This is a genomic window from Frondihabitans peucedani (assembly GCF_039537585.1).
GTDB lineage: Bacteria > Actinomycetota > Actinomycetes > Actinomycetales > Microbacteriaceae > Frondihabitans > Frondihabitans peucedani.
In genome coordinates this window covers 2,003,659-2,026,367 of the sequence record NZ_BAABAU010000001.1, presented here as the reverse complement: position 1 = coordinate 2,026,367, position 22,709 = coordinate 2,003,659, and the positions used below count along the sequence as shown (strand labels likewise).

At 73.1% G+C, this 22,709-nt stretch carries 29 protein-coding genes; 16 read left to right on the top strand and 13 right to left on the bottom strand.

All coding sequences use genetic code 11. From position 1 onward, the window contains the following. Nucleotides 1–49: 49 nt before the first annotated feature. The 3 genes from ABD733_RS09400 to ABD733_RS09390 all read right to left on the bottom strand — a co-directional run bounded on the left by ABD733_RS09400 (nucleotide 50) and on the right by ABD733_RS09390 (nucleotide 2,488). Entirely contained in the window at nucleotides 50–862 is an 813-nt protein-coding gene (locus ABD733_RS09400) for an ABC transporter permease (RefSeq protein ID WP_344795333.1), read from the bottom strand. Next, nucleotides 859–1,737, bottom strand: a complete 879-nt coding sequence (locus tag ABD733_RS09395) for an ABC transporter ATP-binding protein (RefSeq protein ID WP_344795332.1) — start codon at nucleotides 1,735–1,737, stop codon at nucleotides 859–861. Before ABD733_RS09395 ends, ABD733_RS09400 begins: the two co-directional genes overlap by 4 nt. 103 nt (nucleotides 1,738–1,840) lie before the next feature. Beyond that, the gene (locus tag ABD733_RS09390; RefSeq protein WP_344795330.1) at nucleotides 1,841–2,488 is read right to left on the bottom strand and encodes a ScbR family autoregulator-binding transcription factor; all 648 of its coding nucleotides are present in this window, start codon (nucleotides 2,486–2,488) and stop codon (nucleotides 1,841–1,843) included. A 125-nt stretch (nucleotides 2,489–2,613) separates the two neighbouring features. Here ABD733_RS09390 and ABD733_RS09385 point away from each other — a divergent pair, with 125 nt between their 5' ends. After that, a complete protein-coding gene (locus ABD733_RS09385) occupies nucleotides 2,614–3,714 on the top strand; it encodes a glycerate kinase (RefSeq protein ID WP_344795328.1) in 1,101 nt (366 codons plus the stop codon). Between the two features lie 44 nt (nucleotides 3,715–3,758). Next, on the top strand, nucleotides 3,759–4,751 hold the full coding sequence (locus ABD733_RS09380; protein WP_344795326.1) for an MBL fold metallo-hydrolase: 993 nt from the start codon (nucleotides 3,759–3,761) through the stop codon (nucleotides 4,749–4,751). Here ABD733_RS09380 and ABD733_RS09375 read toward each other — a convergent pair. The 3 genes from ABD733_RS09375 to ABD733_RS09365 all read right to left on the bottom strand — a co-directional run bounded on the left by ABD733_RS09375 (nucleotide 4,748) and on the right by ABD733_RS09365 (nucleotide 7,352). Further along, nucleotides 4,748–5,959, bottom strand: coding sequence for a GAF domain-containing protein (locus ABD733_RS09375; protein ID WP_344795324.1), 1,212 nt, complete (start codon nucleotides 5,957–5,959; stop codon nucleotides 4,748–4,750). The two genes, ABD733_RS09380 and ABD733_RS09375, sit on opposite strands and share 4 nt — an antisense overlap. Nucleotides 5,960–6,217: 258 nt before the next feature. After that, nucleotides 6,218–7,129: a GH25 family lysozyme gene (locus ABD733_RS09370; protein ID WP_344795323.1), complete on the bottom strand. Its 912-nt coding sequence runs from the start codon at nucleotides 7,127–7,129 to the stop codon at nucleotides 6,218–6,220. A 40-nt stretch (nucleotides 7,130–7,169) separates the two neighbouring features. Next, nucleotides 7,170–7,352, bottom strand: coding sequence for a PspC domain-containing protein (locus ABD733_RS09365; protein ID WP_344795322.1), 183 nt, complete (start codon nucleotides 7,350–7,352; stop codon nucleotides 7,170–7,172). 92 nt (nucleotides 7,353–7,444) lie between these two features. On the opposite strand from ABD733_RS09365, the gene ABD733_RS09360 reads away from it, so the two are divergent. From ABD733_RS09360 to ABD733_RS09350, 3 genes are all read left to right on the top strand, one after another. Then, a complete protein-coding gene (locus tag ABD733_RS09360) occupies nucleotides 7,445–7,921 on the top strand; it encodes an SRPBCC family protein (protein WP_344795320.1) in 477 nt (158 codons plus the stop codon). 81 nt (nucleotides 7,922–8,002) lie between these two features. After that, entirely contained in the window at nucleotides 8,003–8,311 is a 309-nt protein-coding gene (locus ABD733_RS09355) for a hypothetical protein (protein ID WP_344795318.1), read from the top strand. Between the two features lie 247 nt (nucleotides 8,312–8,558). Continuing rightward, nucleotides 8,559–10,460 carry an anthranilate synthase family protein gene (locus tag ABD733_RS09350; RefSeq protein ID WP_344795316.1) on the top strand — a complete coding sequence of 634 codons (1,902 nt, stop codon included), beginning with the start codon at nucleotides 8,559–8,561 and terminating at the stop codon, nucleotides 10,458–10,460. Nucleotides 10,461–10,487: 27 nt separating this feature from the next. On the opposite strand, the gene ABD733_RS09345 is transcribed toward ABD733_RS09350, so the two are convergent. The 4 genes from ABD733_RS09345 to ABD733_RS09330 all read right to left on the bottom strand — a co-directional run bounded on the left by ABD733_RS09345 (nucleotide 10,488) and on the right by ABD733_RS09330 (nucleotide 12,654). Further along, complete coding sequence (locus ABD733_RS09345) at nucleotides 10,488–10,973, bottom strand: FBP domain-containing protein (protein ID WP_344795314.1); 486 nt, start codon at nucleotides 10,971–10,973, stop codon at nucleotides 10,488–10,490. Between the two features lie 225 nt (nucleotides 10,974–11,198). Then, nucleotides 11,199–11,531: a hypothetical protein gene (locus ABD733_RS09340; RefSeq protein WP_344795312.1), complete on the bottom strand. Its 333-nt coding sequence runs from the start codon at nucleotides 11,529–11,531 to the stop codon at nucleotides 11,199–11,201. Beyond that, complete coding sequence (locus ABD733_RS09335) at nucleotides 11,528–12,211, bottom strand: Asp23/Gls24 family envelope stress response protein (RefSeq protein ID WP_344795310.1); 684 nt, start codon at nucleotides 12,209–12,211, stop codon at nucleotides 11,528–11,530. The genes ABD733_RS09340 and ABD733_RS09335 overlap by 4 nt, the downstream gene beginning before the upstream one ends. Further along, nucleotides 12,208–12,654 carry an RNA polymerase sigma factor gene (locus tag ABD733_RS09330; protein WP_425552875.1) on the bottom strand — a complete coding sequence of 149 codons (447 nt, stop codon included), beginning with the start codon at nucleotides 12,652–12,654 and terminating at the stop codon, nucleotides 12,208–12,210. Before ABD733_RS09330 ends, ABD733_RS09335 begins: the two co-directional genes overlap by 4 nt. Before the next feature lie 347 nt (nucleotides 12,655–13,001). Here ABD733_RS09330 and ABD733_RS09325 point away from each other — a divergent pair, with 347 nt between their 5' ends. The 9 genes from ABD733_RS09325 to ABD733_RS09285 all read left to right on the top strand — a co-directional run bounded on the left by ABD733_RS09325 (nucleotide 13,002) and on the right by ABD733_RS09285 (nucleotide 17,645). After that, nucleotides 13,002–14,033 (top strand): AraC family transcriptional regulator, encoded by a 1,032-nt coding sequence (locus ABD733_RS09325; protein WP_344795308.1) that lies wholly within the window; start codon nucleotides 13,002–13,004, stop codon nucleotides 14,031–14,033. Between the two features lie 173 nt (nucleotides 14,034–14,206). Further along, nucleotides 14,207–14,656 carry an Asp23/Gls24 family envelope stress response protein gene (locus ABD733_RS09320; RefSeq protein ID WP_344795306.1) on the top strand — a complete coding sequence of 150 codons (450 nt, stop codon included), beginning with the start codon at nucleotides 14,207–14,209 and terminating at the stop codon, nucleotides 14,654–14,656. Continuing rightward, entirely contained in the window at nucleotides 14,653–14,841 is a 189-nt protein-coding gene (locus ABD733_RS09315; RefSeq protein ID WP_344795304.1) for a DUF2273 domain-containing protein, read from the top strand. The genes ABD733_RS09320 and ABD733_RS09315 overlap by 4 nt, the downstream gene beginning before the upstream one ends. Continuing rightward, on the top strand, nucleotides 14,838–15,194 hold the full coding sequence (locus ABD733_RS09310) for a hypothetical protein (protein ID WP_344795302.1): 357 nt from the start codon (nucleotides 14,838–14,840) through the stop codon (nucleotides 15,192–15,194). The genes ABD733_RS09315 and ABD733_RS09310 overlap by 4 nt, the downstream gene beginning before the upstream one ends. Next, nucleotides 15,191–15,766 carry a DUF6286 domain-containing protein gene (locus ABD733_RS09305; RefSeq protein WP_344795300.1) on the top strand — a complete coding sequence of 192 codons (576 nt, stop codon included), beginning with the start codon at nucleotides 15,191–15,193 and terminating at the stop codon, nucleotides 15,764–15,766. The genes ABD733_RS09310 and ABD733_RS09305 overlap by 4 nt, the downstream gene beginning before the upstream one ends. Further along, nucleotides 15,766–16,371, top strand: coding sequence for a hypothetical protein (locus ABD733_RS09300; protein WP_344795299.1), 606 nt, complete (start codon nucleotides 15,766–15,768; stop codon nucleotides 16,369–16,371). The genes ABD733_RS09305 and ABD733_RS09300 overlap by 1 nt, the downstream gene beginning before the upstream one ends. A gap of 77 nt (nucleotides 16,372–16,448) precedes the next feature. Then, entirely contained in the window at nucleotides 16,449–16,622 is a 174-nt protein-coding gene (locus ABD733_RS09295) for a CsbD family protein (RefSeq protein ID WP_344795298.1), read from the top strand. A gap of 142 nt (nucleotides 16,623–16,764) precedes the next feature. Next, nucleotides 16,765–17,241 (top strand): Asp23/Gls24 family envelope stress response protein, encoded by a 477-nt coding sequence (locus ABD733_RS09290; protein ID WP_344795296.1) that lies wholly within the window; start codon nucleotides 16,765–16,767, stop codon nucleotides 17,239–17,241. Continuing rightward, the gene (locus tag ABD733_RS09285) at nucleotides 17,238–17,645 is read left to right on the top strand and encodes a hypothetical protein (RefSeq protein WP_344795294.1); all 408 of its coding nucleotides are present in this window, start codon (nucleotides 17,238–17,240) and stop codon (nucleotides 17,643–17,645) included. The genes ABD733_RS09290 and ABD733_RS09285 overlap by 4 nt, the downstream gene beginning before the upstream one ends. Nucleotides 17,646–18,083: 438 nt before the next feature. Here ABD733_RS09285 and ABD733_RS09280 read toward each other — a convergent pair whose 3' ends face one another. Together ABD733_RS09280 and ABD733_RS09275 are read right to left on the bottom strand one after the other, a co-directional pair. Continuing rightward, nucleotides 18,084–18,245: a hypothetical protein gene (locus tag ABD733_RS09280; RefSeq protein WP_344795292.1), complete on the bottom strand. Its 162-nt coding sequence runs from the start codon at nucleotides 18,243–18,245 to the stop codon at nucleotides 18,084–18,086. A gap of 258 nt (nucleotides 18,246–18,503) precedes the next feature. Further along, on the bottom strand, nucleotides 18,504–19,337 hold the full coding sequence (locus tag ABD733_RS09275) for a hypothetical protein (RefSeq protein WP_344795290.1): 834 nt from the start codon (nucleotides 19,335–19,337) through the stop codon (nucleotides 18,504–18,506). A gap of 137 nt (nucleotides 19,338–19,474) precedes the next feature. Here ABD733_RS09275 and ABD733_RS09270 point away from each other — a divergent pair, with 137 nt between their 5' ends. Next, nucleotides 19,475–20,158, top strand: a complete 684-nt coding sequence (locus ABD733_RS09270; protein WP_344795288.1) for a response regulator transcription factor — start codon at nucleotides 19,475–19,477, stop codon at nucleotides 20,156–20,158. Further along, complete coding sequence (locus ABD733_RS09265; RefSeq protein ID WP_344795286.1) at nucleotides 20,155–21,771, top strand: sensor histidine kinase; 1,617 nt, start codon at nucleotides 20,155–20,157, stop codon at nucleotides 21,769–21,771. The genes ABD733_RS09270 and ABD733_RS09265 overlap by 4 nt, the downstream gene beginning before the upstream one ends. Before the next feature lie 31 nt (nucleotides 21,772–21,802). On the opposite strand, the gene ABD733_RS09260 is transcribed toward ABD733_RS09265, so the two are convergent. After that, on the bottom strand, nucleotides 21,803–22,702 hold the full coding sequence (locus tag ABD733_RS09260) for a hypothetical protein (RefSeq protein ID WP_344795284.1): 900 nt from the start codon (nucleotides 22,700–22,702) through the stop codon (nucleotides 21,803–21,805). Nucleotides 22,703–22,709 lie beyond the last annotated feature (7 nt).

Here is a 22,709-nt window from a genome sequence, read left to right as displayed (position 1 = left end):
ACCGCGGGCGGACGCGGTCGCGAGCGACCCCGACGGTCGAGACCGTCCGTCAGGTGTCCTTCCGGATCCAGCGGAAGGTCGCGAGCGCCGCCGCCACCCCGACGACGAACCAGATGCCGAGCGCGATCGCGACGCCGGCGAGGTTCCAGTCGCCGCCCTGCTCCTGCGAGGCGAACCCGGCGGGCAGGAAGACGGAGCGCGTCCCCTGAGCGATCCACTTCAGCGGGAACACCGACGCGACATTCTGCAGCCAGTCCGGGAGCATCGAGAACTGCAGGTAGACGCCGCTGACGAACTGCAGCACCAGCACGATCGGGATGATGACCGCCGTGGCGCTCTTGCCCGAGCGCGGCACCCGCGAGAGCGCGATCCCGAGGACCGCCGACGTGATCATGCCGAGCACGTAGATCCAGACGAAGCTGAACCACTTGTCGGCCGAGGTGGGCAGGTCGACCGAGAAGGCGAAGTGCGCGATCAGGATCAGCAGGATCACCTGCAGCACCGACGTCGCGAAGACCTGCCCGAGCTTGCCGATGAAGTACGACACGACCGGCAGAGGGGTGCCGGCGAGGCGTTTGAGCGTGCCGTCGCCGCGCTCGACCGCGATGTCGACGGCCAGGTTCTGGACTCCGGAGAGCAGGATCCCGGCGGCGATCATCCCTGGCAGGTAGAAGGCGGCGGGGGTCACTCCGCCCGAGCCGTCCGGGCGGGTGCCGATGTCACCGGCCGAGCTGAAGGCGACCGAGAAGATCGTGAGCATGATGATCGGGAACAGGAACGTGAACAGGATCGTGTCGCCCTGCCGGAAGTAGACCCGGGTCTCGTAGCGGGCGCGGTCGAGGCCGATGGCGAGGGCGTTCATGCGGGTTCTCCTTCGAGTGCGGGAACAGGCGCTGCCGCCTGGACGAGGTCGAGGTAGACGTCCTCGAGGCTCGGGCGGACGACCTCGAGGTCGCGGAGCCCGTCGCCGAGGGCCGCGTGGAGCCGGGCCACGAGGGCCGCGGGCTCGAGGGTGCGCTCGACGTGAGCACCGTCCGCGTCGAGCCAGCGGACCATCGGGGTCCGCGCATCCTGCCCGCCGATCTCGTCGATGCGGCCGATGTCGATCAGGCTGCCTCCGGCGATGACGCCGGCGCGATCGCTCAGCTGCGCGGCCTCGTCGAGGTAGTGGGTGGTCAGCAGGATCGTCGTCCCCTCGCGCTTGAGCGAGCGGATCAGCTCCCAGAACCCCCGCCTCGCCTCCGGGTCGAAGCCCGTCGTCGGCTCGTCGAGGAAGAGCAGCTCGGGCCTGCCGATCACGCCGAGCGCGACGTCGACGCGGCGCCTCTGACCGCCGGAGAGCGCCTTGATCCTGGTGCCCGCCTTCTCGGTCAGGCCGACGGCGGCGATCGTCTCCTCGACGTCCCGCGGGTGCGGGTAGAGGCGGGCGAAGTGCGACACCTGCTCACGCACGGTGACGTTGCCGCTCTCGCCGCTCGACTGGAGCACCATGCCGATCCGCGCCCGCCAGTCGCGGCCCGCCGTCTGCGGGTCGACGCCGAGCACGGTGACGTCGCCCGAGGTGCGGTCGCGGTAGCCCTCGAGGATCTCGATGGTCGTGCTCTTGCCGGCTCCGTTGGGGCCGAGGAGGGCGAAGGTCTCGCCCCGCTGGATCTCGAAGCTCACCCCCGACACGGCGTCGAATGCGCCGTAGGTCTTCCGCAGGTCTCGCACGCTCACGTGCGCTGGTTCGGTCATGGCTCAAGGATCGCGCGGACAGGGCGTCCGGGGGAACAGTGGATCGGCTCTGTCGCCCGTCAACCGATCGGTCGACACCTCGACGAGCGGGAGCCGCGCAGGATCAGCGCGTGATCAGCTCCGGCAGGTGCCTGCACCCGTCGAGTTGCTCCGGCGCGCAGATCGCGGGCAGCAGGGTCTCCCACATCTCGCGCACCCGGGGCACGAGGTCCGCCCGTCCGGTGAGGACGTTCGAGACGGACTGGACGCCGGTGAACGCGGCGACGAGGAACCGCGCCACCTTCTCGGGGTCGAGGTCGGACCTCAGCTGGCCCTCGTCCACGCCCCGCCGCAGGAGGCCGAGGTAGACCTCCGCCCACATCTCGTACGGCAGGTGCACGTGCAGCTCGTCGCCGAGCTCCTCCGTGGTCAGCCGCACCCCGGCCGCGACGACGACGTCGTCGACGATCTCGATCGTGAAGCCGAGGGTGAGCCGCACCAGCGTCTCGAGGCCGGGGCGCCCCTCGGCGAGAGTCGCCTGTGCTCGCTCGGACGTGATCCTGGTCTCCTCCTCGATGACGGCGTCGGCCAGGTCGTGCTTCGAGGAGAAGTGGAAGTAGAGGGCGCCCTTCGTGACGCCGGCGGCGACGGCGACCTCGTCGAGGGTGGTCCGCGCGTAGCCGCGCCGGGCGAAGACGGTCGCGGCGGCGAGGACGATGGCAGCCCGAGTGGCCTGAGCCCGCTCCTGCTTCGGATGCTGATCTCTCGCCACGGGATGCTCCCCTGTCGAACCGCCGGGCAGCCCTCTCGGTCTGCAGCCCTGTCGGTCTGTCGGTCAGCCTCCGCCCCACGCTGGGCTGCTGAGCCGATCGTACCGCTCCCCTCTACTCTCGGACCATGAGGATCATCGTCGCCCCCGACTCGTTCAAGGGCTCCGCCGACGCCCGGGAGGCCGCCTCCGCGATCGCCGCCGGCTGGTCGTCGGCCCGTCCGGGCGACGAGCTCGTCCTCCTGCCGATGGCCGACGGCGGCGAGGGCACGCTCGATGCGTTCGAGGCCGCGGTGCCCGGGTCCGTCCGCCGGGAGGTGCGCGTCACCGGCCCCCTGGGCGACCCGGTCGACGCGAGCTGGCTCCTCCTGCCCGACGGCACGGCGGTGGTCGAGCTGGCGTCGACGAGCGGGATCACGCTGCTCGATCCCGACCGGCTGCGCGCGCAGGATGCCACGACCCGCGGATTCGGCGAGGCCGTCGCGGACGCCCTCGCGGCTGGTGCGACGAGGCTCCTGCTCGCGATCGGCTCCAGCTGCTCCACCGACGGCGGGGCCGGCGCCCTGCAGGCCCTCGGGGCCGAGCTGCTCACGGCCGACGGTCGACCTGTCGGACCGGGAGCCCGGGGGCTGGCCGAGATCGCCTCGGTCGATCTCGCCGGCCTCGCCGCCCTCCCGCCCCGCGGCGCGGTGGTCGTCTCGGATGTCGTGAACCCGCTCCTCGGGCAGCTCGGGGCGGCGGCCGTCTTCGGACCGCAGAAGGGGGCGACACCCGACGACATGGCGGCCATGGAGACCGCGCTGGCGCGGTTCGCCGCCCTCGTGCCGGGCTCTGCCGAGACGCCGGGCGCCGGAGCCGCGGGCGGGACGGGCTTCGGGCTCCTGGCCTGGGGCGCGTCGCTCGCCCCGGGCGCCGCCGTGGTCGCGGAGACCGTGCGGCTGGGCGACGCCCTCCGCGGTGCCGATGCCGTCGTCACCGGCGAGGGGCGCTTCGACGCGCAGTCGGCGGCGGGCAAGGTGCCCTCGTTCGTCGTCGCTGCGGCCCGGGCGGCCTCGGTGCCGGCCCTCCTCGTGGCCGGCTCCATCGAGTCGCCGACCGACGACTTCGCCGCAGCGGTCTCGCTGACAGAGCTCGCCGGATCGTCGGCCGCGGCCATCGCCGCGCCGCTGCCCCACCTGGAGCGCGCCGGGGCCCTGCTCGCCGCGACCCTCGCCGGGGCGCGCTCGTGAGGGCGACGAGCCGGACGCAGTCCGAGGCCTCGGACGCGCGGCGCGTGCCCCCGCTGGAGCAGGTCCGCGACGACGTCTGGGCGCTCGCCCAGCCGATGCCCGGCGAGCAGCTGCCGTACTCGTTCCTGTATCTCCTGCGCGACACCGACGGCGGCGTCCACGTGATCGACCCCGGTTCCGACGGCGACGACGACTGGGACTCGTTCGTCCGCGCCCTCGGTGCCATCGATGCAGCGGTCACCGACGTCCGGACCCTGACGGCGACGCACCTGCACCCGGACCACCTCGGGATGGCGAGCAGGATCCGGGACGCCTCCGGCGCGATCCTGCAGCTCCACCCGGCCGAGGCGCGGGCTCTCGCGGCCCTGGGCGAGCACCGCCCCGACCGGGCGCGCCTCGAGCGGCAGGCCGACGCCTGGAGCGTGCCGGCCGAGCGGCGCGACGAGCTGCTCGCGCTGGCCGTCGGCGACGCTCCCGCCGCGGGGGCCTCTTCCGCGGAGAGGCCACGGCCCGACCGCCTGCTCGACGACGGCGCCGTCCTCGACATCCCCGGCTTCGAGCTCGTCGTGCTGCACACGCCCGGCCACACCCCCGGGCACCTCAGCCTCCGCGACGACCGGCGAGGCGTCGTGTTCACCGGCGACCACGTGCTCCCGCACCTCTTCGCAGGGCTCGGACTCGGCGGACCGACCGACACGAATCCGCTGGCCGACTACCTCCGGAGCATCGAGCGGGTGGCGGAGGCCGGCGACCACGAGGCGCTGCCGGGGCACGGGTACCGCTTCTCCGGCCTCGGCGAGCGGGCGCGGGAGTCGGCGGAGCACCATCTCGCGCGGACGAGGGAGGTCGCGGCGATCGTGGGGCGGGATCCTGCGACGCCGGTCTGGGACATCGCGACCCGGCTGACCTGGACCGCCGGCTTCGCCGGGCTCCGCGGGTTCACGCTGTACTCGGCACTGTCGCAGACCGCGATGCACCGCGAGTTCGTCGAGGGAGGCGGGCTGGACGGGCTCGGCGGGACGGGCCCGATCGGCTAGACGCCGACCGGCGCGGCCCTCTGAGCCAGCTCGCGCTGCACGGCGAGGGCGAGCTCGCGGAGCAGGACGAGGTCGACGCTGTCGACCGGACGGGGCGCAGGATCGGTGACGCACAGCGCGCCGACCCGGATGCCGTCGGGCGTCTCGACCGGGTACCCGGCGTAGAAGCGGACGGACGGGTGCGTCACGAAGCGGTCGTCGCTCCACACGTCGGGGACGATCAGCGAGCCGTTGCCCTTGATCGTCTCGGCGCACATCGCGCCGCGGAGCGGGCTCTCGACGACGGCCGTCCCGGCGACGGCCTTGTTCCAGACGCGGTCCTGGTCGACCAGCGAGAAGGCGGCGCCGGAGGTGCCGAGCAGGATGCGGGCCCGCTCCACGATCTCGTCGAAGCGCTTCTCGGGCCGGGAGTCGAGGATGCACAGCCGGCGGATCGCGGCGAGGCGCTCCTCGTCGCTCTGGGCGCGGACCCGGAGCGGGCAGGCCTGACGGCCGGCGGCGAACCGCGTGTCGAGGAGGGGGGCCAGGTCGACGGCGAGGGTGACGGCCATCGACTTGAAGATGTCGGGGGCGACGTGCATCCGGTCGGCCACCGGCTCGTGGGAGCGCTCGGGGGTCTTCACGAAGTGGACGCCCTCGCGCTCGTCGCAGAGCTCCTGCGACACGGCGTTGAGGCGGGCCGCACTCGCATCGGCGGCGTTGCCCTCCTTGAGGGAGAAGATCTTGAGCGACGACGGCGGCAGGAGGCCGACGACGAAGACGCCGGCTCCGTCGTCGCGGGCGGCGGTGAAGCGGTCGAGCAGGTCGGCGAGGTGGCGGCGCCATGTCCGGACCGACGTCATCCGGAGCGCGTCGCTCATGCCGATCACGATCACGATCGCGTCGTACGTCGCGAGGCGCGGCTCGGGGATCAGGCGCGCAGCTGTCGCGACCGTGATGATCGGGTCGGCCACGAGGTCGACGTCGACGCCCCGGCCGGTGAGGCCCGACACCTGGCGCGCGAGGTGGCCGGGCAGGGCGAGGTCGTGGCTGCGGACGCCCCAGCCGACGGCGGCGCCGTTGCCGAACACCAGGATGCGGTCGGGCTCGATGCCGGGGGCGTGCGCCCGGGGGGCGTCCTCCGGACGGGGCATCGTCAGGCGCCCTCCGACCCCCGCGAAGCGGCCGCGGAACACCGGGCGCGCGAGGGTCTGGAACAGGGAGAGCACGTCGGATTTCCAATCGTCAAAGAGGCGGATGCTTCGACTATCACCCTCTTCTCACCCATCCGCAACACCCCTGTCCGGGGCAGGTGAGGCTGTCTACCCCGCGGGTGAGGGTGTCCTGCACTCGGAGGACACGTCTGAACCCCGTTGGGAGCGCTCCCGGATCGGTGCTCGGGGCGGCTGTGTGGGCGTGTGCTGGCCGGTGCTTCGGCGGGTGCCCGCCGTAGTCGGCACCCCTCCGGAGCCCCGCCAACACCTCCGTCAGCCGGAGACGATGGCGGGATACGCAGGATCCAGCCCGGTCACGTCGTCGAAGCGCGCCTCCGCGAGCGCGCGCAGCTCGGCCGCCGACCCGGCGAAGAGGTCTTCGTCGGAGGCCGGGGTGTCGCCCTTCTTCCCGTCGGTCACTCCGGCGTACCGGGAGCCCCGGCTGGTGTACTGCCAGATCGTCCAGTGGTCCCAGCCGGCGGGCAGGGCGCCGGGACCGCTCGCGGGATCGTCGACGTACCGGGCCAGGAACAGCGGGTTCTGCCCGAAGTCGGGGCTGTTCGACGTGCACCGCTTCCACCAGTCGGTCGTGGTGTAGATCGCGGGCATCCTGCCCGTCAGCCCGGTGACGGTGTCGACGAACGACGACACCCACACGACCATCTGCTTCGGCGTCAGCCCCCAGCAGGAGTCGGTGCCGTCGGTCCGCACGTAGGGGTCGTACTCGAGGTCGACGAGGGGCGGCAGCGTCGCGGAGCCGGTCGCGCGGTCGCCGTCGACGGTGCGAAGTGCCCGCACGAAGTACTCCGCCTGCGCGACGGCGGTCGACGCGTTCGGCTTCGCGAAGTGGAACGCGCCCCGGGCGAGTCCGGCGCGAGCGGCCCCGGTGTACTGCTCGCGGAAGCGGGCGCTCGTGTACCGGACGCCCTCGGTCGCCTTGACGTATGCGAAGCGGGCCCCCTTCGCGGAGGCCTTCCGCCAGTTCACGCCGTGCTGGTAGGCGCTGACGTCGAGGCCCGGCAGCGTGGCGCGCTCGGCGGGAGCGGCATCGGCAGCTCGGCCGGAGGCCGCGGCAGGCGCGGGTGCGGTGCCAGCGCGCGACGCTCCGTCGGACGCGACCGCGGACGATCCTGCGATCGCCGTCACCACGACCAGCGCGGCGATGGCGAGAGCGCGGGCGACCATCCGAAGACCCTAGCCCGTCCGGTCGACGCGGAGGCCCCGGCTACTTCCGCTTGGGGATGAGGATCCACAGGACGATGTAGAGCAGGAACTGCGGCCCCGGCAGGATGATCGACACCACGAAGAGGAGTCGGACGACGAAGCGGCTCCATCGGAACCGGTCGGCGATGGCGGCGCACACTCCGGCGATGACCTTGCCGCGGCTGGGGCGAGAGAGAGTCGTCATGCGACGAGTGTGCCCGGCCGTCCTGATCCGCGGCCGGGTGCGGCGGAGCATCCCACGGCCACCCTTTCGAGCCGCTGGTCCGAACCACTCCCATGACGACGACAGCCACAGGATCAGCGAGCGGCACCACGCGGGCGCCGCTCGACCGCGCCTTCGCGATCGGCACCCCCCTCACCCCGGTCGGCTACTACCCCGCCTCCGGCCCGCTCCCGGAGGTCCTCGAGGTGCGGCGGCAGACGGGACCCTGGGACGCCGTCGGCCAGCGCCGCCAGCTCATGCTGTCGGACGGCGGCAGCGTCACGGAGACGATCGTCGCCGTCGACGCCCCGAACCGGTTCGTCTACGAGCTGAGCAACTTCGAGAAGCTGTTCGGGCTCCTCGTCTCGGGGGCGCGCGCCGAGTGGGACTACTCGGCCGAGGGCTCGGGCACCCGCATCGACTGGACCTACACGTTCTTCGCCCGGCCCGGCGCCGGACCTGCGCTCAAGGCGATCGTCGGCCTGTTCTGGGCGCCGTACATGAAGCGCGTGCTACCCGGGATCCTGGGCCGCATCGACGAGGACGCCTAGCGCGGCAGGCCGCCCGATCGCGCCATACTGGGCACCACCAGTCGGGCCGCGCCGCGGCCTGTCCGTCGCCGAGGAGCCGCCATGTCCGAACTCACCGATGCCGCGTACGACGAGGTCGTCTTCACCCTCGCGCAGGATCCCGACGTCGACGTCACCGTGTCCGACGACGGGCTGCTCGCGCGCGGCCGCCGGTTCGCGTTCCTCGACGACGACCACCTCGTCGTGAAGCTGCCGCACGACCGCGCCGCCGACCTCGTCGCCCGCCGGATCGCCGGCGGCCGCCCCGAGGGCGAGGGCTGGGTGTCGGTCTCGAGCGTCGACCTCTGGCTGGAGCTCGCGGGCGAGGCGCACGCCTTCGTCGGCGAGCCCGCGGTCGGCGGCCAGTCGTAGCGCGTCAGGGCTCGGCCCGACACAGCGCGGCAGTGCTCGTCACATCGCGTCCGCGCGCGTCGTGCCCCGCCTGCGCTCGGGACTGGACACGACCGGCGCGCGCGCACTAACGTCTGGGGCATGAACACGATGACCAGCTGGTGGCCGCTCTCCTAGGCGACCCCTGCAGACTCATCATCGAACCGGCCGCCCCTCTCGGGCGGCCGTTTCGCGTTCCGGGGAGGGCGACCCTCCCGAAAGGCATCCCGTGTCCCTCCTCGACCGACTGACCCGGCCCGGCGCCACCGAGCCGTTCGCGCTCCTCCGCCGCGGCGCGGCCGACCACGTCGTCGTCCTGACCGGCGACGTCGTCGACGTGGACGACCTGGCGTCGATCCCCCTCGACGAAGGCGTCGACGTGCTGACCCTGGTGCCGTTCTCGCAGATCCGCGAGCGGGGCTTCGAGGCGCACGACGACGGCAGCCCGCTCCGCTGCCTCGTGATCCGCGAGAGCGAGACGGTGCCCCTCGAGGCCGTCGAGGTGCTCCGCGACGACAGCATCGTCAGCAGCGGCGGCGGGTTCACGACGTCCGACGCCGAGTACGAGGGGATCGTCCGAGACGTCATCCGCGACGACATCGGCAGCGGCGCCGGCGCGAACTTCGTGATCCGCCGCGACTTCGAGGCCCGCGCCTACGCCTCCGGGCGGCGGGCCGTGGCGGCCTGGTTCGCCAACCTGGTCCGCCAGGAGACCGGCGCCTACTGGACCTTCGCGATCGCGACCCCCGGTATCAACGCGGTGGGCGCGAGCCCGGAGAAGCACGTCGGCGTGGTGCGCGATCCTGCGACCGGCGTCCGCACCGCCTCGATGAACCCGATCAGCGGCACCTACCGGCACCCCGCGACCGGCCCGGACGCTGCGCAGTTCGTGTCGTTCCTCGGCGACACGAAGGAGACCGAGGAGCTCTTCATGGTCGTCGACGAGGAGATGAAGATGATGAGCCAGATCTGCCGTCGGGGCGGCAGGATCCGGGGCCCGCACCTCAAGCAGATGCGGGCGCTGACGCACACCGAGTACCTCCTCGAGGGCGAGACCGACCGCCACCCCGTCGACGTCCTGCGCCTGTCGCTCTTCGCTCCGACGGTGACCGGGTCGCCGATGCAGAACGCCTGCGCGGTCATCCACCGCCGCGAGACGACGGGCCGCGGCTACTACGCCGGCGTCCTCGCGCTGTTCGAGAGCGACGGCGCGGGCGGGCACGACCTCGACGCGCCGATCCTGATCCGCACCGCGTACATCGGCGACGACGGCTACGTGCGCGTGCCGGTGGGCGCGACGCTCGTGCGGCACAGCGATCCGGCATCGGAGATGCGCGAGACCGCGGCGAAGGCTGCCGGGATCCTGCGGGCGATCGGCGCAGGATCGGGCGGCCCCGACTCCCGCGACGACGTCCGGCTCGACGAGGTGCCCGGCGTCGCCGGGCTCCTGGCTGCGCGCAACACGCGGCTGGCGCCGTTCTGGCTGACGCCGCAGCGGACGCCGCTCGACGACGACGGGACGACCGCCGACCCGCTGGCCGGGCGCCGTGCCGTGGTCGTCGACGCCGAGGACGACTTCAGCGCCATGCTGGCCCACCAGCTGCGCTCGTTCGGGCTGACCGTCGAGGTCGTGCCGTGGAGCAGCGCGCAGGATCACGCCGACGCCGACCTGCTCGTCGCCGGTCCGGGCCCGGGCAACCCCCGCGACGCGTCGTCGCCGCGCCTCGCCGCCATGCGCGAGCTCGTCGACGAGCGGCGGGCGAGCGGACGCCCTCTGCTCGCCGTCTGCCTGAGCCATCAGATCCTGGCCCTCGGGCTCGGCCTCGACGTCGGCCCTCTGCGCGAGCCGCACCAGGGCCGCGCGGTGCCGCTGGAGTACCGCGGGCTCCGCTCCGACATCGGCTTCTACAACTCGTTCGCCGCTCTGGCCGGCCCGCTGCCGGACGGGGTCGAGGCCACGACGGAGGACGGCGGCCGGGTGGTGCAGACGCTCAGCGGGCCGGGGTTCGCGTCGGTGCAGGGTCACCTCGAGTCGGTGCTGTCGCGGGACGGGCGCGCGATCCTGCGCCGGCTCGTCGAGCACGCGCTCGCGCCCGCCGCGGTGCCGGAGGTGGCCACCGCGGCGGGCTGAGGGCGGGTCCGGGTCGGGGTCGGGCGGTCAGACCCGCGCGGCGAACGCGGACGCCCGCGCGCGGAGAGCGGCGATGCGCTCCTCGCGCGCCGCGTCGACGTCGAAGCCGAGGTAGGCCGGCGGGACGGCGCGGCGGACGTTCGCCGAGCACTCGAACGAGGCGCAGACGAGGGTCCCGACCGTGTCGCCGTTCCGACCGGCGGGCCCGCGGCGCTTGGCGCTGAAGAACACGACGTCGTTCGGGAGCGTGACGTCCTGGCACCACGCGCACTGGGCGCGGACGCCCGGCCGCGCGTCAGCCTCGCGCAGCAGGATGCCCGTGGGGGCTGCGCCGTCGTCGCCGGGCACGACGACGTAGGAGCGCTTGCCCAGTCGGGGGTCACGCCAGCCGAGGTAGTCGAGGTCGCTCCAGGGGAGGTCGTCGAAGCCGGGCGGCAGGGTCAGATCGCTGGACTCGCGCCGGGAGGCGTTGACGAGGGAGGCGCGGATGGTCTGGTCGGTCAGGGGGAGCATGAGGGATCACCGTTCGTGGGATTCCGCGCAGGATCGGCGCGGGAGTGGTCGTCAGAGAGGTCGCGGGGCGCGCAGCAGCGCGCCGGGCGGGGCTATCTGCCGCCGGCGCGAGAACCGCCGGCGACCTCCCCACGCCCCGAGGGCACGACAGACGGACGGGTGATCACGGAGACGAGGGTAGCAAAGGCCCCGGCTCGCGTCAGGCGCGGGGCGGGAGCGCGGCGGTCAGCCCTCGACGAGCCGCACGGTGACGGCGACGGTGAGCGCGGCAGCGTCCTCGCCGTGCTCGACACACAGGTCGCGGACGGTCTCGCCGACCCGCCGCACCGTGTCGGGGGCGGCCTCGGCGGCGTGGGTGGCGATCTGCACGCTGACGCTGGTGAAGCCGTCCGTCCGGTCGATGTCGACCAGGACGTCGGGCTGCCGGAGCGCCAGCTTCGCGGCGAGGACCGTGGCCGCAGCCTCGAGGACGGGCTGCGCGGGATACACCCCGGCGACACCGGGCGTCGCGCGAACGGCCGCCGTCAGCGCGCGGGACAGCTCGACGTCGTCGGTCATCGGGGGCTCTCCGGTCTCTCGTAGACGTCGTCGATCCCGACGTCGATCGCGGTAACGACCAGGTCGGTCTGGCGCTCGAGGGCCTCGCGGATCCGCTCCCGGAGGGCGTCCGCCGTGTCGTCGATCGACAGGCCGTACTCGATCGTCGCGGTGACCTCGACCCGGACCGCGGCACCGGGGGTCGTGACGTCGCCGTCGAGGGTGCAGCGCCCCATCACGACGCCGCCGAGGGTGTCGCCGGCACGGCGCACGATCCCGCGGACCGCCGCCTCGGTCAGCGACAGGTGGAGCGCAGGATCGGGATGGGTCACGGGGATCTCGCGCCCCGACCGGATCTCGTCCTTGATGGTCTCGAGCAGGCCCGCGATCCACGAGGAGTCGCGGTCGGGGTCGCTGTCGGCCTCGCGGCGGAGCGCCGTCCAGGCGAGCTCGCGCATCCTGGTCATCCCGGCCAGGGCAAGTCGGCACGCGGCCGAGTTCTCGATGTCGGGGTCGAACGGCTCGCGGCCGCGGTCGAGGTACTCGGCGAGCTCGTCCATCGTGTGGCCGTCGAGGTCGTCGCCGGACTCGAGGTCGTCGGTCGGCTCGAGGTCGTCGACGGGCTCGGGCTCGCCCGTGGGCGTGAGGTCGTCGACCGGCTCGGGCTCGCCGGAGGGCATGGCGTCGTCGTCGCGGGTCATCGCCATGCCTCCATTTCGTGGAGCAGGAATCTCCGGGCCCGGGCCAGGAGGCCGCGGACCGTGGAGACGGGCAGGTCGAGGCCGTCGGCGATCTCCTGGTAGCTGTAGCCGGCGGTCTCTCTCAACAGCCAACACCGTCGCTGGTCGGCAGGGAGCTTGTCCAGAGCCTCCCACACCGCGTCGAGCTGCAGGCGCGCCTCGACGACCCGGTCCGGCGAGCCCGCCCGGGCTGCGGGCGGGTTCCAGTCGTCGATGTTCTCGTGCTCGCGGCGGACGCGGATCCGGTCGATGGCCCGGCGGGTGACGATGCGCATCAGCCAGTTGCGCACCTGGCCCGGGTTCTCGAGCTCGGTGATGTGCCGCCACCCGGTGAGGAACGACTCCTGGACGATGTCGTCCGACTCGATCTCCGACCCGAGGAGCTTCGCCGCGTAGACGCGCATGAGCGGGCCGTGCCGGCGGGCGATGATCTCGAACGCGTGGACGTCGCCGTCTCTCGCGCGGGCCGCCAGCGTGGCGTCCGGAGCGTCGGGAAGCGGGTCGAAGACGACGATGGCGCATCCTCCCGGGTCGTGGCGGTCCCCCGATCCTGCCAGGGCTCCTCTCTGCCTACCACTGCCGGCGGCGAACCAGCCAGGCGATGGCCCCGATCCGATGTCTTCCGACCCGGTGCCCTGAACACGAGCGATGACTTTGTGACATCCGGGTCCGACGACTCGTCGTACCAGTAGCGGTGCATCCCACCGCGAACGCGTGACCCGTCGACCACCAGTCGGCACAGAGGAGAGCTGTGAGCACCACCCTGCCTTCGGGACCCGGAGCCGACGACATAGCCCGCGAGGGATCCCTCGATCCTGCGCCGGTCGTCTCCGCGGAGGAGAACCCCTACACCCGCATCGAGGTCTCGAGCCGACGGGTCGACGAGGCCGTCCGGCTGTCGGAGCGCTACTACGGCGGGTCGCGGTTCCGGATCACCTCTCCCCGCGCCCCGTTCTCGTTCCGGTACGCGTCGCTCGGCGACGCCGACGTCAGCCTCCGCCTCTCGGTCGTCACCGGGCGCCTCACCGGCGACATCTCCCGGCTCGACGACTACGTCGCCACCTGGTTCCGAGACGGGACCGGCAGGATCACGACGAAGCGCGCGCCCTTCGAGGTGGAGCCCGGGCAGCCGGTGGTCCTGCCGTCCTCGAGCGCGTTCACTCTCGAGGCGCCGGCCGGGCGCCAGAGCCTCGTCCACCTCGCCAGGCCGTTCCTCGAGCGGGTGGCGACCGAGAGGCACGGCGGGACGCTCCAGCCGATCGCGTTCCGGCACGACGCGCCCCTCGCGCCGACGGCCGTGGCCTCGTGGCGGCAGACGATCACCGCGGCGACGCCCGTCGTGACCGACCCCGACGCCGCCCCGCTGATCCGGATGGAGGCGAACCTGGCCGTCGCGCGATCGCTCCTCACCGTCTTCCCGTGGCAGGCCGAGTACGTGCCCGAGGCGCTGCTCGTGCCGCGTCTGGCCAGGGCCCGCGCGGCCGTGGAGTTCCTGCAGGAGAACGCGCACCTGCCGATCACTCCCGCGGACGCCGCGGCAGCCGCCGGGATGCACACGCGCTCGCTGCAGAACGCGTTCCAGCGGCACCTCGGCACCTCGCCGACCGAGTACCTCCGCTGCATCCGGCTCGACCGGGTCCGTCGCGACCTCCTCGAGCACACCCCCAAGACCGCCAGCGTGACCGACGTCGCGCGCGCCTGGGGCTTCGGTCACCTGGGCCGGTTCGCGTCCGCCTACCAGGAGCGCTTCGGCGAGAAACCGAACGAGACGCTCCGGCGCTGAACGGCCATTCGAGAGGCCCGGATGGCCGCTAAACGCTACGGACTGATCGAATGCTGACAGAAGCCTGAACGACCATGACTCTTGTCAGGGTCGATGCGTCTGAATGATGTGCCCGCATCGAGCGGGGACGCTCCCGAAGGCCGGGAGCACGAAACGCACAGCAGGAGAGAACGATGTCGAACGTCACCCCCACCGCCACCACCGGCAGCTCCGTCGCCAAGACGACGCCGTCCACCGGTTCCACCTCGGGCAAGAACACGATCGCCGAGGGCGTCGTCGAGAAGGTCGCCGGCATCGCCGCCCGCGAGGTCCCCGGGGTCCACGACCTGGGCAACGGTGCCGCCCGCGCCATCGGTGCCATCCGCAACGCCATCAACCAGCAGGACCGCGGCCAGGGCATCAAGGTCGAGGTCGGCGAGAAGCAGGTCGCCGCCGACATCATCATCGTCGCCGAGTACCCCGTCGCCCTCCAGAAGCTCGCCGACAGCGTCCGCGCCGCCGTCACCGACGCCATCTCCACCGTCGTCGGCATGGAGGTCACCGAGGTCAACGTGACCATCTCCGACGTCCACATCCCCTCGGACGACAACGACGACGAGGCCACCGAGAGCCGCGTCCAGTGACCGTCACCACGAAGGGCATGCTGATCGGCGCGGTCCTCGCGCTGTCAGCGGTCGCATTCGGCTTCTGGGCCATGATCCTGGTCGCCGTGGCGATCGCCATCGGGTGGGGCGTCGGCCGCGTGGTCGAGGGCAAGCTGGACCTCGGGTCGCTGACGGACGCCCTCCGCGGGCGGCGGTCGTCGTGACCGCGGCGGTGTCGGCCGGCGAGGCCGTCCACGGCCGCACGCAGATCTCGTCGCGGGCTGTCCGCCGGATCGTGTCGGCCGTCACCGCGGACGCTCTCAGCGTCAGCGCCTCCGACGTGTCGGTCGAACTGGCCGATGACGACGGGTCCCTCGGCGTCCGCGCCAGGACCCCGATCCACATCCGTCCGCTTGGTGACGTCGGCCGCCGGTCGACCGGCACCCTGATCGAGCGCCTCACGGCCGCTCAGACCAGCATCCGCGAGCGCTGCCTCGAGCTGACCGGCTCGTCCATCGGCCGGGTCGACCTCCAGGTCACCGGTGTCGAACTCCGAGAGAGGAAGAGGGTCTCATGACGTCGACCGCGCTGTACCGCCGACTCGTCCGCCGCGAGACGCACTCGTCCCGCTCCGGGATCGCCATCGTCCTCGCCGTCGTGCTCATGCTCGTCCTGGCCTGGATCGGCACGGAGGCCGTCCTCTCGGCGCTGAAGCAGCCCGCGCTGCTCGTCGCGCCGAAGGACGCCGCCGTCACGGTCCTGCAGGCCGCCGGGGCACCCGTCGGGCTCCTCGCCGCGGGGGGCGTCGTCGTGGCGATCGTCGGGCTGATCCTGATCATCGTCTCGCTCGCCCCCGGCCGTCGCGGACGCCGCGGCGTCGCCGCCGACCGGACCGCCGCCGTGGTCGACGACCGGGTCATCGCCCAGAGCGTCGCCCAGAAGGCGAGCTACGCCGGCGACGTCGATCCCGACCAGGTCCACGTGAGCGTCGGAACGCGAGCGGTGGCCGTCGAGGTCAGCCGCACCTCGGGCCGCAGCGCCGACCTCCGGAGCATCCAGGCCGCGGTCGACGAGGAGCTCTCCTCGTACGACTTCCAGCCCTCGCTCCGCGGCAAGGTGCACCTGTCCAAGAAGGGGACGATCAGCTGATGACCACCACCAACCGGTTCCTGAACCGCGTCTTCGTCCTCGTGATCGGACTGGTCCTCCTCGTCGGAGGCGCCGCCGTCGCCGCAGGATCGCTGCTCCCCGACATCCAGAACCCGGTCACGTCCGGCGCGAAGGACGCCGTGAATCCGACCTCGGACGCGCTCTCCGGCTCGCAGCCCTGGATCCTCTGGGTCACCGCGGCCGCCGCCCTCGTCCTGATCCTGCTGCTCCTGTGGTTCGTCTTCCGACAGGGCCACGGACGCACGGGCACGCTCCTCACCGTCACCGAGGGCAAGGGCCGCGACACCACCACCGGCGGGACGCTGGTCGTCGACGCCAAGGTCGCCGCCCAGGTGCTGGAGGAGTCGCTGAAGCGGGATCCTGCGATCCTCGCCATCGACGTCGTCGCCTTCCGCATCAAGAAGGAGAACGTCCTCCGCATCACCGCCGAGACCCGCCGCGGCGCCTCGCCGATCGAGGTCCGCACGACCATCGACCAGGCCGTCGCCGAGTGGGACTCCCTGCTCGGGAGCACCACGCCGGTCGTCATCCAGCTCGTCGCCGGCATCCGCTCGCGCACGGGTTCCACCACCCGGGTCGCCTGACCCGTCCCTGCGGCGGCCGCCTGGCCGTCACGCATCCGAGGCCTTCGGGCCATCACCACAGAAGAAGGAGAACCACCATGAGTGCAGCAGACAAGATCAAGGCCGCCGCCGAGAAGGTCACCGGCCAGGCCAAGGAGGCCGTCGGCAACGCGACCGACAACGACAAGCTCGTCGCCGAGGGCCAGGCCGACCAGGCCAAGGGCGGCGCGCGCGACAAGGTCGAGGACGTCAAGGACGTCTTCAAGAAGTAACCCCCGAGAGAGCCCCCGTCCGCACTGGGCGGGGGCTCTCCCCATTCCGCCCGCGGGACGCCGGCGGAACCCAGCACTCGTCCGGCAGAGCCGGCGGCCTCACCCTCGTCCGGCAGAGCCGGCGGCCCCACCAGGAGACACCATGAGCGACAGCGTCACCGGAGATGCGACGCATCCCCAGCCCACCCCCATCGACCTCACCACCGTCGACCCCACACACCCCGACCACGAGAGCGCCGACCACCTGCTCGGCACCGCGGTCGCCGAGACCGCCCTCGCCGTGACCGGCGTGCACCACCTCGGCGGAGTCGCGGCCCGCACCCTCGACCGCGCCGCCCGAGCCGTCCTCGGCAGCAGCACCACGCCCGGAGTGACGGTCAGCCGCGACGCCGGAACCGCCACGGTCGACCTCGACCTCGTCGTCTCCTACCCGCACCCGGTCGGCGACGTCGCCGACTCCGTGCGACGCCAGGTCAAGCACGCTGCGGCGCAGCTGGTCGGCGACAGGGTCGTCGTCAATGTGAACGTGACCGACGTGCACGGGCCGTTCGACGCGGTCGCGGAGGGTGCTTCGGCGCCTGCTGCTGCTGTCGAGTCGGCTGTCTCCGCAGGATCATGAGGTCGGCGTCGTCCCGGCCCCGGCGGCGCCGACCCCGCGCGGTCTGGGCGGCTCTCATCACGGGGGCCGTCCTCAGCGTGATCGTCGTCGTCGGCGTGCTCCTGCCGGTGCTGGGCCTCATCGGGGCCGCCGACGCCACGACCGTCGGAGTCCTGCGCGTCCCGGTGGGTGCGATCGCCGCGTCCATCGTGATCAGCTACCTGATCGCCGTCGGACTCCTGCTGCTGACCTTCGTCTCGCGGTACGGGCCCCTGGCCTGGATCACCGCCGTGGCCGCCGTCGTCGCGACCCTCGTCGGGTCGCTCTGGCCGCTCGTCGCGACCGCGTTCGCGAGCGTCGCGCAGGTGCAGGACGTCATCCCCTTCATCGAGGACCTCGTCGGTCGCGTGACCGGTCAGCGCTGACGCGCGCCGAGATCGCAGTAGGCGTCGCCTCGGGGTGCTCGCGGGCGACGCCTCCTGCGATCTCGCGGGCCCGGGCGCGGCGGGCCGGGCGCGGCGGGCCGGGCGCGGCGGGCCCGGGGCGGGCGAGATCGCAGTTCGACACGCTTGCGAGCCCGAGAACCCGGTCGAAGTGCGATCTCGGCGCCCAGGACGAACAAATGGACGGAGATCCTCGCAGCACCGCGAGGATCTCCGTCCATTTGTACGCCCGGGGGCAGAGGTAGAGGAGCGGGAGGGTCAGTCCTCGTCGAGGTAGGACGAGGCGGTCCAGGTGAAGTGCTGCGAGACGTAGTCGACGAGGTCCTCGTGGACCATCTGGGAGAGCTGCGGGAAGTAGGTGTCGTTCATGGTTTCGATCCGATCGAAGAGGAGGAGAGAGACAGGGAGGGAGCCGGGCCGCTAGGCGGCGAGGCCGAGGGCGACGAGCGCACCGCCGATGAGGCAGCTGGTCGCCGCCACAGTGACCGAGGCCACGACGACGAGGACTCGGTCGCGCTCGATCTGACGGATCTCCGAGAAGGGAGAGCCCTGCGGGTCGATCTGGGGTCGCAAAAAGGACATCTGGTGAACTCATTTCTGCGGCCTGCACCGCTGAGGAAACAACCATCGAACTGTCGGCCCCGCCGTGAATCGGGGCCTCGACACCGCCGTGAATCGGTGCCTGTCATGAGTATGAACTCAAAAAGCTAGACAATCTAATGAAGACCGCAGACGGTGCGTTTTCTGGCTCTCAGGGCTTCGCCCGGGGGTGCCGCCGCCGATCGGATCGAGGCGGTGGCACCCCCGGGCGTCGGGGTGAGCAGCGTGGTCAGAGTCGGCTCAGGATGACGCACCCGAACCAGCGCTCGGAGCCGCGGGCGCGTCCGTGCTGCTCGGCGCGGCGGGAGGCGTCGGCGTGGAACCGGTCTTCGGCGCGGCCGGGGCCTTGCCGCCCTTCGGCGCAGCGGGGGCCTTGCCGCCCTTCGGCGCGGCGGGAGCCTTGCCGTCCTTCGGAGCGGCCGGAGGCGTCGGCGCACCCGCCGGAGCCTTGCCCGAGGCGTCCGCGCCGGGTCCTCCTGCAACCGGGCCGCACGCAGCACCGCCCGCAGGAGCACCGGCAGGTCCGCCCGCACCGCCCGCGGCCGGCCCGGCGTCCTTGCCCGCAGCAGCACCCGGCGTCGGCGCTCCAGTCGGTGCACCGGTCGGCGCACCCGTCGGCGCGTCAGTCGGCGTCACCGACGAGCTCCCGGCCGCGGACGACGCGGAGCCCGAACCGGACCCAGACCCCGACCCGCTGCCCGACGCGGCCATGGCCGCCCCGACGCCGCCGACGCCGATGCAGAGGGCGACCGCGGCAGCACCGATCGCGATGCGCTTCGTCAGCCACGCGGGTCGGCGCGCCGTGTCGCCGGAACCCGCCGCAGCGCCCCAGCCGGCGCCGCTCTCGTGATCCTGCGCGACCCGCGGCAGCTCCTTCGTCTCGGCGTCGTCGCCGTACGACTGCGACCCGCCGGCCGCGCCACCCGGCGCGCCGACCATCGGCCGCGCCAACTCCTCGGTGGGCCGGTCGTCCCCGCGCCCGGCAGACGCGCCCGTCGACCCGTCGCCGTTCAGCCCGAACGGGTCGAAGGGGGTGTCGTCGCGGTCGCGGTCGGCGTTGTTCTTCTTGCTCATGGTGACTCCTCGTTCGTGAGATCGCCCGGTCGGGCGTTCTCCAACGGTCGAAGTCGAATCTGAAGCATCACTTAAGGACAGGTTCTGAGCAGCCGTTTCATAGGCGGCGCCGCTTTCGACCACGTAGCTTTCCTCCCATGCCGAACCCCGCCCGGATCCTGGTCATCGACGACGACGACGCGATCCGCACCTCCGTCGCCACCGCTCTCACCGCCGAGGGCTTCGTCTGCCGCACCGCCGCGGACGGGTTCGCGCTCACGGCCGAGCTGGCCGGGTTCCTGCCCGACCTCGTGATCCTCGACTGGATGCTGCCCGGCCCGAGCGGCATCCAGCTCGCGCAATCGGTGCGCACGATCTCCGACGCCGCCGTCGTGATGCTGACCGCTCGCGACGAGGTGGACGACCGGCTCCGCGGCTTCTCGGAGGGGATCGACGACTACGTCGTGAAGCCGTTCGCGATGGCCGAGCTGATCGCGCGGACCACCGCTGTCCTCCGGAGGCGCGGGCGGGTGCCGTCGGTGATCGAGATCGGCGACCTCCTGATCGATCAGGAGGCCTCGCTCGCCCGCCGTGCGGGCACCCCGCTCGACCTCACGGCGACCGAGTTCCGCCTCCTCGAGTTCCTCGCCGGCAGCCGCGGACGCACCCTCTCGAAGGGGCAGATCCTGACGCAGGTGTGGGGCTACGACGACTACGACCCCAACCTCGTCGAGGTGCACCTCAGCTCGCTCCGCCGCAAGATGGAGGCGAACGGCCCGAGGCTCATCCACACGGTGCGAGGGCTCGGCTACCGGGTCGCGGCGCCCGAGGCGACCCGATGAGCCGGGCCGCCTCGATCGCGGACGGGAAGCGCAGGATCGCCGACGCCCGCCCCGCCCACGGCCTCCGCACCGGCTCCCTCCGCCTGCGCGCGGTGGTCGCGATCCTGCTGCTCCTCGTGATCCTGCTCGGCGCCCTGGCCGTCACGGTCGAGGCGACGCTCGGCACGCGGCTCCGCGCCCAGATCGAGGACCGCCTCCGCGACCGCGCCTCGGCCGCCACCGCCCTCGTCGGCACCGTGAGCTCGGACGAGCTCGCCGAGCGCCTCTCGTTCCAGGGCCTCTCGGTGCTCATCCGCGACAGGAACGGCGACCGCGTGGTCGCCGGACCGTCGCCCGAGCAGCTGCGCGCCGGTCCGAAGGCCGGGGCGGGACTGCCGGGGCCGAAGGGCGCAGGATCGTCGACCACCGGCTCGTCCGCCGATCCTGCGACGCCCGGCTCCCCCGCCGCGGCCCCCGCCGCCGGGAAGGCCGCAGCCGGCGCCGCCGGCACCGCCGCCGCCAGCGCGAAGATCACCTCCTCGACGATCACGGCCGACGACCAGCTCGTCACCCTCGTCTCGAAGCTGAGCGACGGGTCGACGATCACGCTGACCGCCGACGCGTCGTCGGTCGGGCAGACGCTTGCGCAGCTCCGCTGGGTGATGCTGGCGGCCTCCGCGGCGTTCCTCCTGATCGCCGCCGTCGGGCTGGTGCTCGTCGTCCGGGCGTCGCTCCGACCGCTCGACCGCGTCACCGCCGTCGCCCGGTCCATCGCGGGCGGCGACCGCGGCCGGCGCCTCCACCCTCGGAGCCCGCGGACCGAGATCGGCCGCGTGGCCCTGGCCTTCGACGAGATGCTGGACGCCGTCGAGGGGGCCGAGACGAAGGCCCTCGAGGCCGAGGCCCGGGTGCGCGCCTTCGTCTCCGACGCCGCGCACGAGCTCCGGACGCCGGTGGCCGGCATGCGCGCCGCCGCCGACACCCTCGTGCGCTCCCCCGTCGACCGCGAGGGCCGGGAGCGGCTGGCCGGACACGTGGCCCGGGAGGCGTCCCGCGCCTCGCGACTCATCGACGACATGCTCATGATGGCGCGAGTCGACCGGGGCCTCGAGCTGGAGCTGGTGACCGTCGACCTCGGCGCCGTCGTGCTCGCCGAGGTGGAGCGGCAGCGCCTCCGTCGACCGTCGCTCGATCTGCGGGTGGAGATCGCGAGCGCGCGATCCTGCGCCACCGTCGACCCCGACCGCATCGCGCAGATCGTCGGCAACCTCCTCGACAACGCGGCCCGCGCGACGGGCTACACCGGGCGGGTAGACGTCGAGCTGAGGGCGGACGACGACGCCGAGCAGCTGTCCGTCGACGTGTCGGACGACGGCCCCGGCGTTCCCGAGGCCGACCGCGAGCGCGTGTTCGACCGGCTCGTCCGGCTCGACGCCGGGCGCGACCAGGCGAGCGGCGGCGCGGGCCTCGGGCTGCCGATCGCCCGCGGCATCGCCCGGGCGCACGGCGGCGACGTCGTCTGCCTCCCGTCGACCCACGGGGCCCGCTTCCGGCTGACCGTCCCGCAGACGACGACGCCCACGCAGGATCCCGCCCTCGCCACCCCGGCCGACGCCCCCGCGCACGCCGGCTGACCCGCCCGACCGCTGACCGGCGCAGCCGGGCTCAGTCCGCTCTGCGTCTCAGCTCGGCGGCGCGCGACCGCGCACTCCGCTCGGCGGCCGCCGCGTCGCGGCGCGACCGCTGCGCCCGGGCCAGCTCGCCGCCGAGGCCCGACTCGCGCTCCTCGAGGTCGGCGACCTCGTCGCGGAGCTCGTCCAGCCGCTCGCCGACCTCGTCGCGCTCCTCGCGGATGCGTGTGAGCTCGTCCTCTGCCGCCTCGAGGGCGTGCTGCGCCTCCGCCGCCTTCTTCTCCGCGGTGTCGGCCTCGGCCCGGGCGCGACGCGCGGCGGCGGCGGGCTTCGCGCCCTTCGCACCCGACGCCCGACCGCCTCGTCCCGCTCCGGACGCGCTCGGGTCGGCGTCGTCCGCCCCGACCCCGAGGTCGATCGGCACCCCGAGCGCCTCGACCGGGTCCGCCCCCGGCGACAGGGGCTTCACCAGCAGTCCACTCGCGACGGCCCTCGCCGAGGCGGGATCGACGACGGCCGCCTGGAACGTCGCCGCGACGGCATCCTGCACCGAGGCCGACACTGACGCACCCGACTCCTCAGCAGCCGCCGCGACCGCCGCCTCCGTGGCGTCGGCCACCGCGCGCCGGCGCTCGGCCGACAGACTGCGCAGGAGCGTCGCGTCCCCGCCCTCCTCCGCCTCGCGGAGCCGCCCGGCCACCTCCGTCAGCGCGTCGAGGGCCTCGTGGCCGGAGCCGACCAGGGCGTCGACGACGTGGGCCGCGACGGCCGGCTTTGGGAGCTTCGCGATCCTGCCCGCCAGGTCTCTCGACTCGGCGGCGTGCGCGGCTCTCGTCCGTGCCGCGACGAAGGAGCCGGGGTCGCCCCGGTAGAGCTCCCGCGCGATCTCGGCGAGGCGCTCACCGGCGGCGCTGTCGTCGGCGGGGCGGGTCACGCCTCGA

What these genes read in the sequence shown, in the direction of transcription:
- ABD733_RS09400 (WP_344795333.1), bottom strand. Translation starts at nt 862, where the DNA reads ATGAACGCCCTCGCCATCGGCCTCGACCGCGCCCGCTACGAGACCCGG.
- ABD733_RS09395 (WP_344795332.1), bottom strand. Translation starts at nt 1,737, where the DNA reads ATGACCGAACCAGCGCACGTGAGCGTGCGAGACCTGCGGAAGACCTAC.
- ABD733_RS09385 (WP_344795328.1), top strand. Translation starts at nt 2,614, where the DNA reads ATGAGGATCATCGTCGCCCCCGACTCGTTCAAGGGCTCCGCCGACGCC.
- ABD733_RS09370 (WP_344795323.1), bottom strand. Translation starts at nt 7,129, where the DNA reads ATGGTCGCCCGCGCTCTCGCCATCGCCGCGCTGGTCGTGGTGACGGCG.
- ABD733_RS09365 (WP_344795322.1), bottom strand. Translation starts at nt 7,352, where the DNA reads ATGACGACTCTCTCTCGCCCCAGCCGCGGCAAGGTCATCGCCGGAGTG.
- ABD733_RS09360 (WP_344795320.1), top strand. Translation starts at nt 7,445, where the DNA reads ATGACGACGACAGCCACAGGATCAGCGAGCGGCACCACGCGGGCGCCG.
- ABD733_RS09355 (WP_344795318.1), top strand. Translation starts at nt 8,003, where the DNA reads ATGTCCGAACTCACCGATGCCGCGTACGACGAGGTCGTCTTCACCCTC.
- ABD733_RS09345 (WP_344795314.1), bottom strand. Translation starts at nt 10,973, where the DNA reads ATGCTCCCCCTGACCGACCAGACCATCCGCGCCTCCCTCGTCAACGCC.
- ABD733_RS09340 (WP_344795312.1), bottom strand. Translation starts at nt 11,531, where the DNA reads ATGACCGACGACGTCGAGCTGTCCCGCGCGCTGACGGCGGCCGTTCGC.
- ABD733_RS09335 (WP_344795310.1), bottom strand. Translation starts at nt 12,211, where the DNA reads ATGACCCGCGACGACGACGCCATGCCCTCCGGCGAGCCCGAGCCGGTC.
- ABD733_RS09330 (WP_425552875.1), bottom strand. Translation starts at nt 12,654, where the DNA reads ATGCGCGTCTACGCGGCGAAGCTCCTCGGGTCGGAGATCGAGTCGGAC.
- ABD733_RS09320 (WP_344795306.1), top strand. Translation starts at nt 14,207, where the DNA reads ATGTCGAACGTCACCCCCACCGCCACCACCGGCAGCTCCGTCGCCAAG.
- ABD733_RS09305 (WP_344795300.1), top strand. Translation starts at nt 15,191, where the DNA reads ATGACGTCGACCGCGCTGTACCGCCGACTCGTCCGCCGCGAGACGCAC.
- ABD733_RS09300 (WP_344795299.1), top strand. Translation starts at nt 15,766, where the DNA reads ATGACCACCACCAACCGGTTCCTGAACCGCGTCTTCGTCCTCGTGATC.
- ABD733_RS09295 (WP_344795298.1), top strand. Translation starts at nt 16,449, where the DNA reads ATGAGTGCAGCAGACAAGATCAAGGCCGCCGCCGAGAAGGTCACCGGC.
- ABD733_RS09290 (WP_344795296.1), top strand. Translation starts at nt 16,765, where the DNA reads ATGAGCGACAGCGTCACCGGAGATGCGACGCATCCCCAGCCCACCCCC.
- ABD733_RS09285 (WP_344795294.1), top strand. Translation starts at nt 17,238, where the DNA reads ATGAGGTCGGCGTCGTCCCGGCCCCGGCGGCGCCGACCCCGCGCGGTC.
- ABD733_RS09280 (WP_344795292.1), bottom strand. Translation starts at nt 18,245, where the DNA reads ATGTCCTTTTTGCGACCCCAGATCGACCCGCAGGGCTCTCCCTTCTCG.
- ABD733_RS09275 (WP_344795290.1), bottom strand. Translation starts at nt 19,337, where the DNA reads ATGAGCAAGAAGAACAACGCCGACCGCGACCGCGACGACACCCCCTTC.
- ABD733_RS09270 (WP_344795288.1), top strand. Translation starts at nt 19,475, where the DNA reads ATGCCGAACCCCGCCCGGATCCTGGTCATCGACGACGACGACGCGATC.
- ABD733_RS09265 (WP_344795286.1), top strand. Translation starts at nt 20,155, where the DNA reads ATGAGCCGGGCCGCCTCGATCGCGGACGGGAAGCGCAGGATCGCCGAC.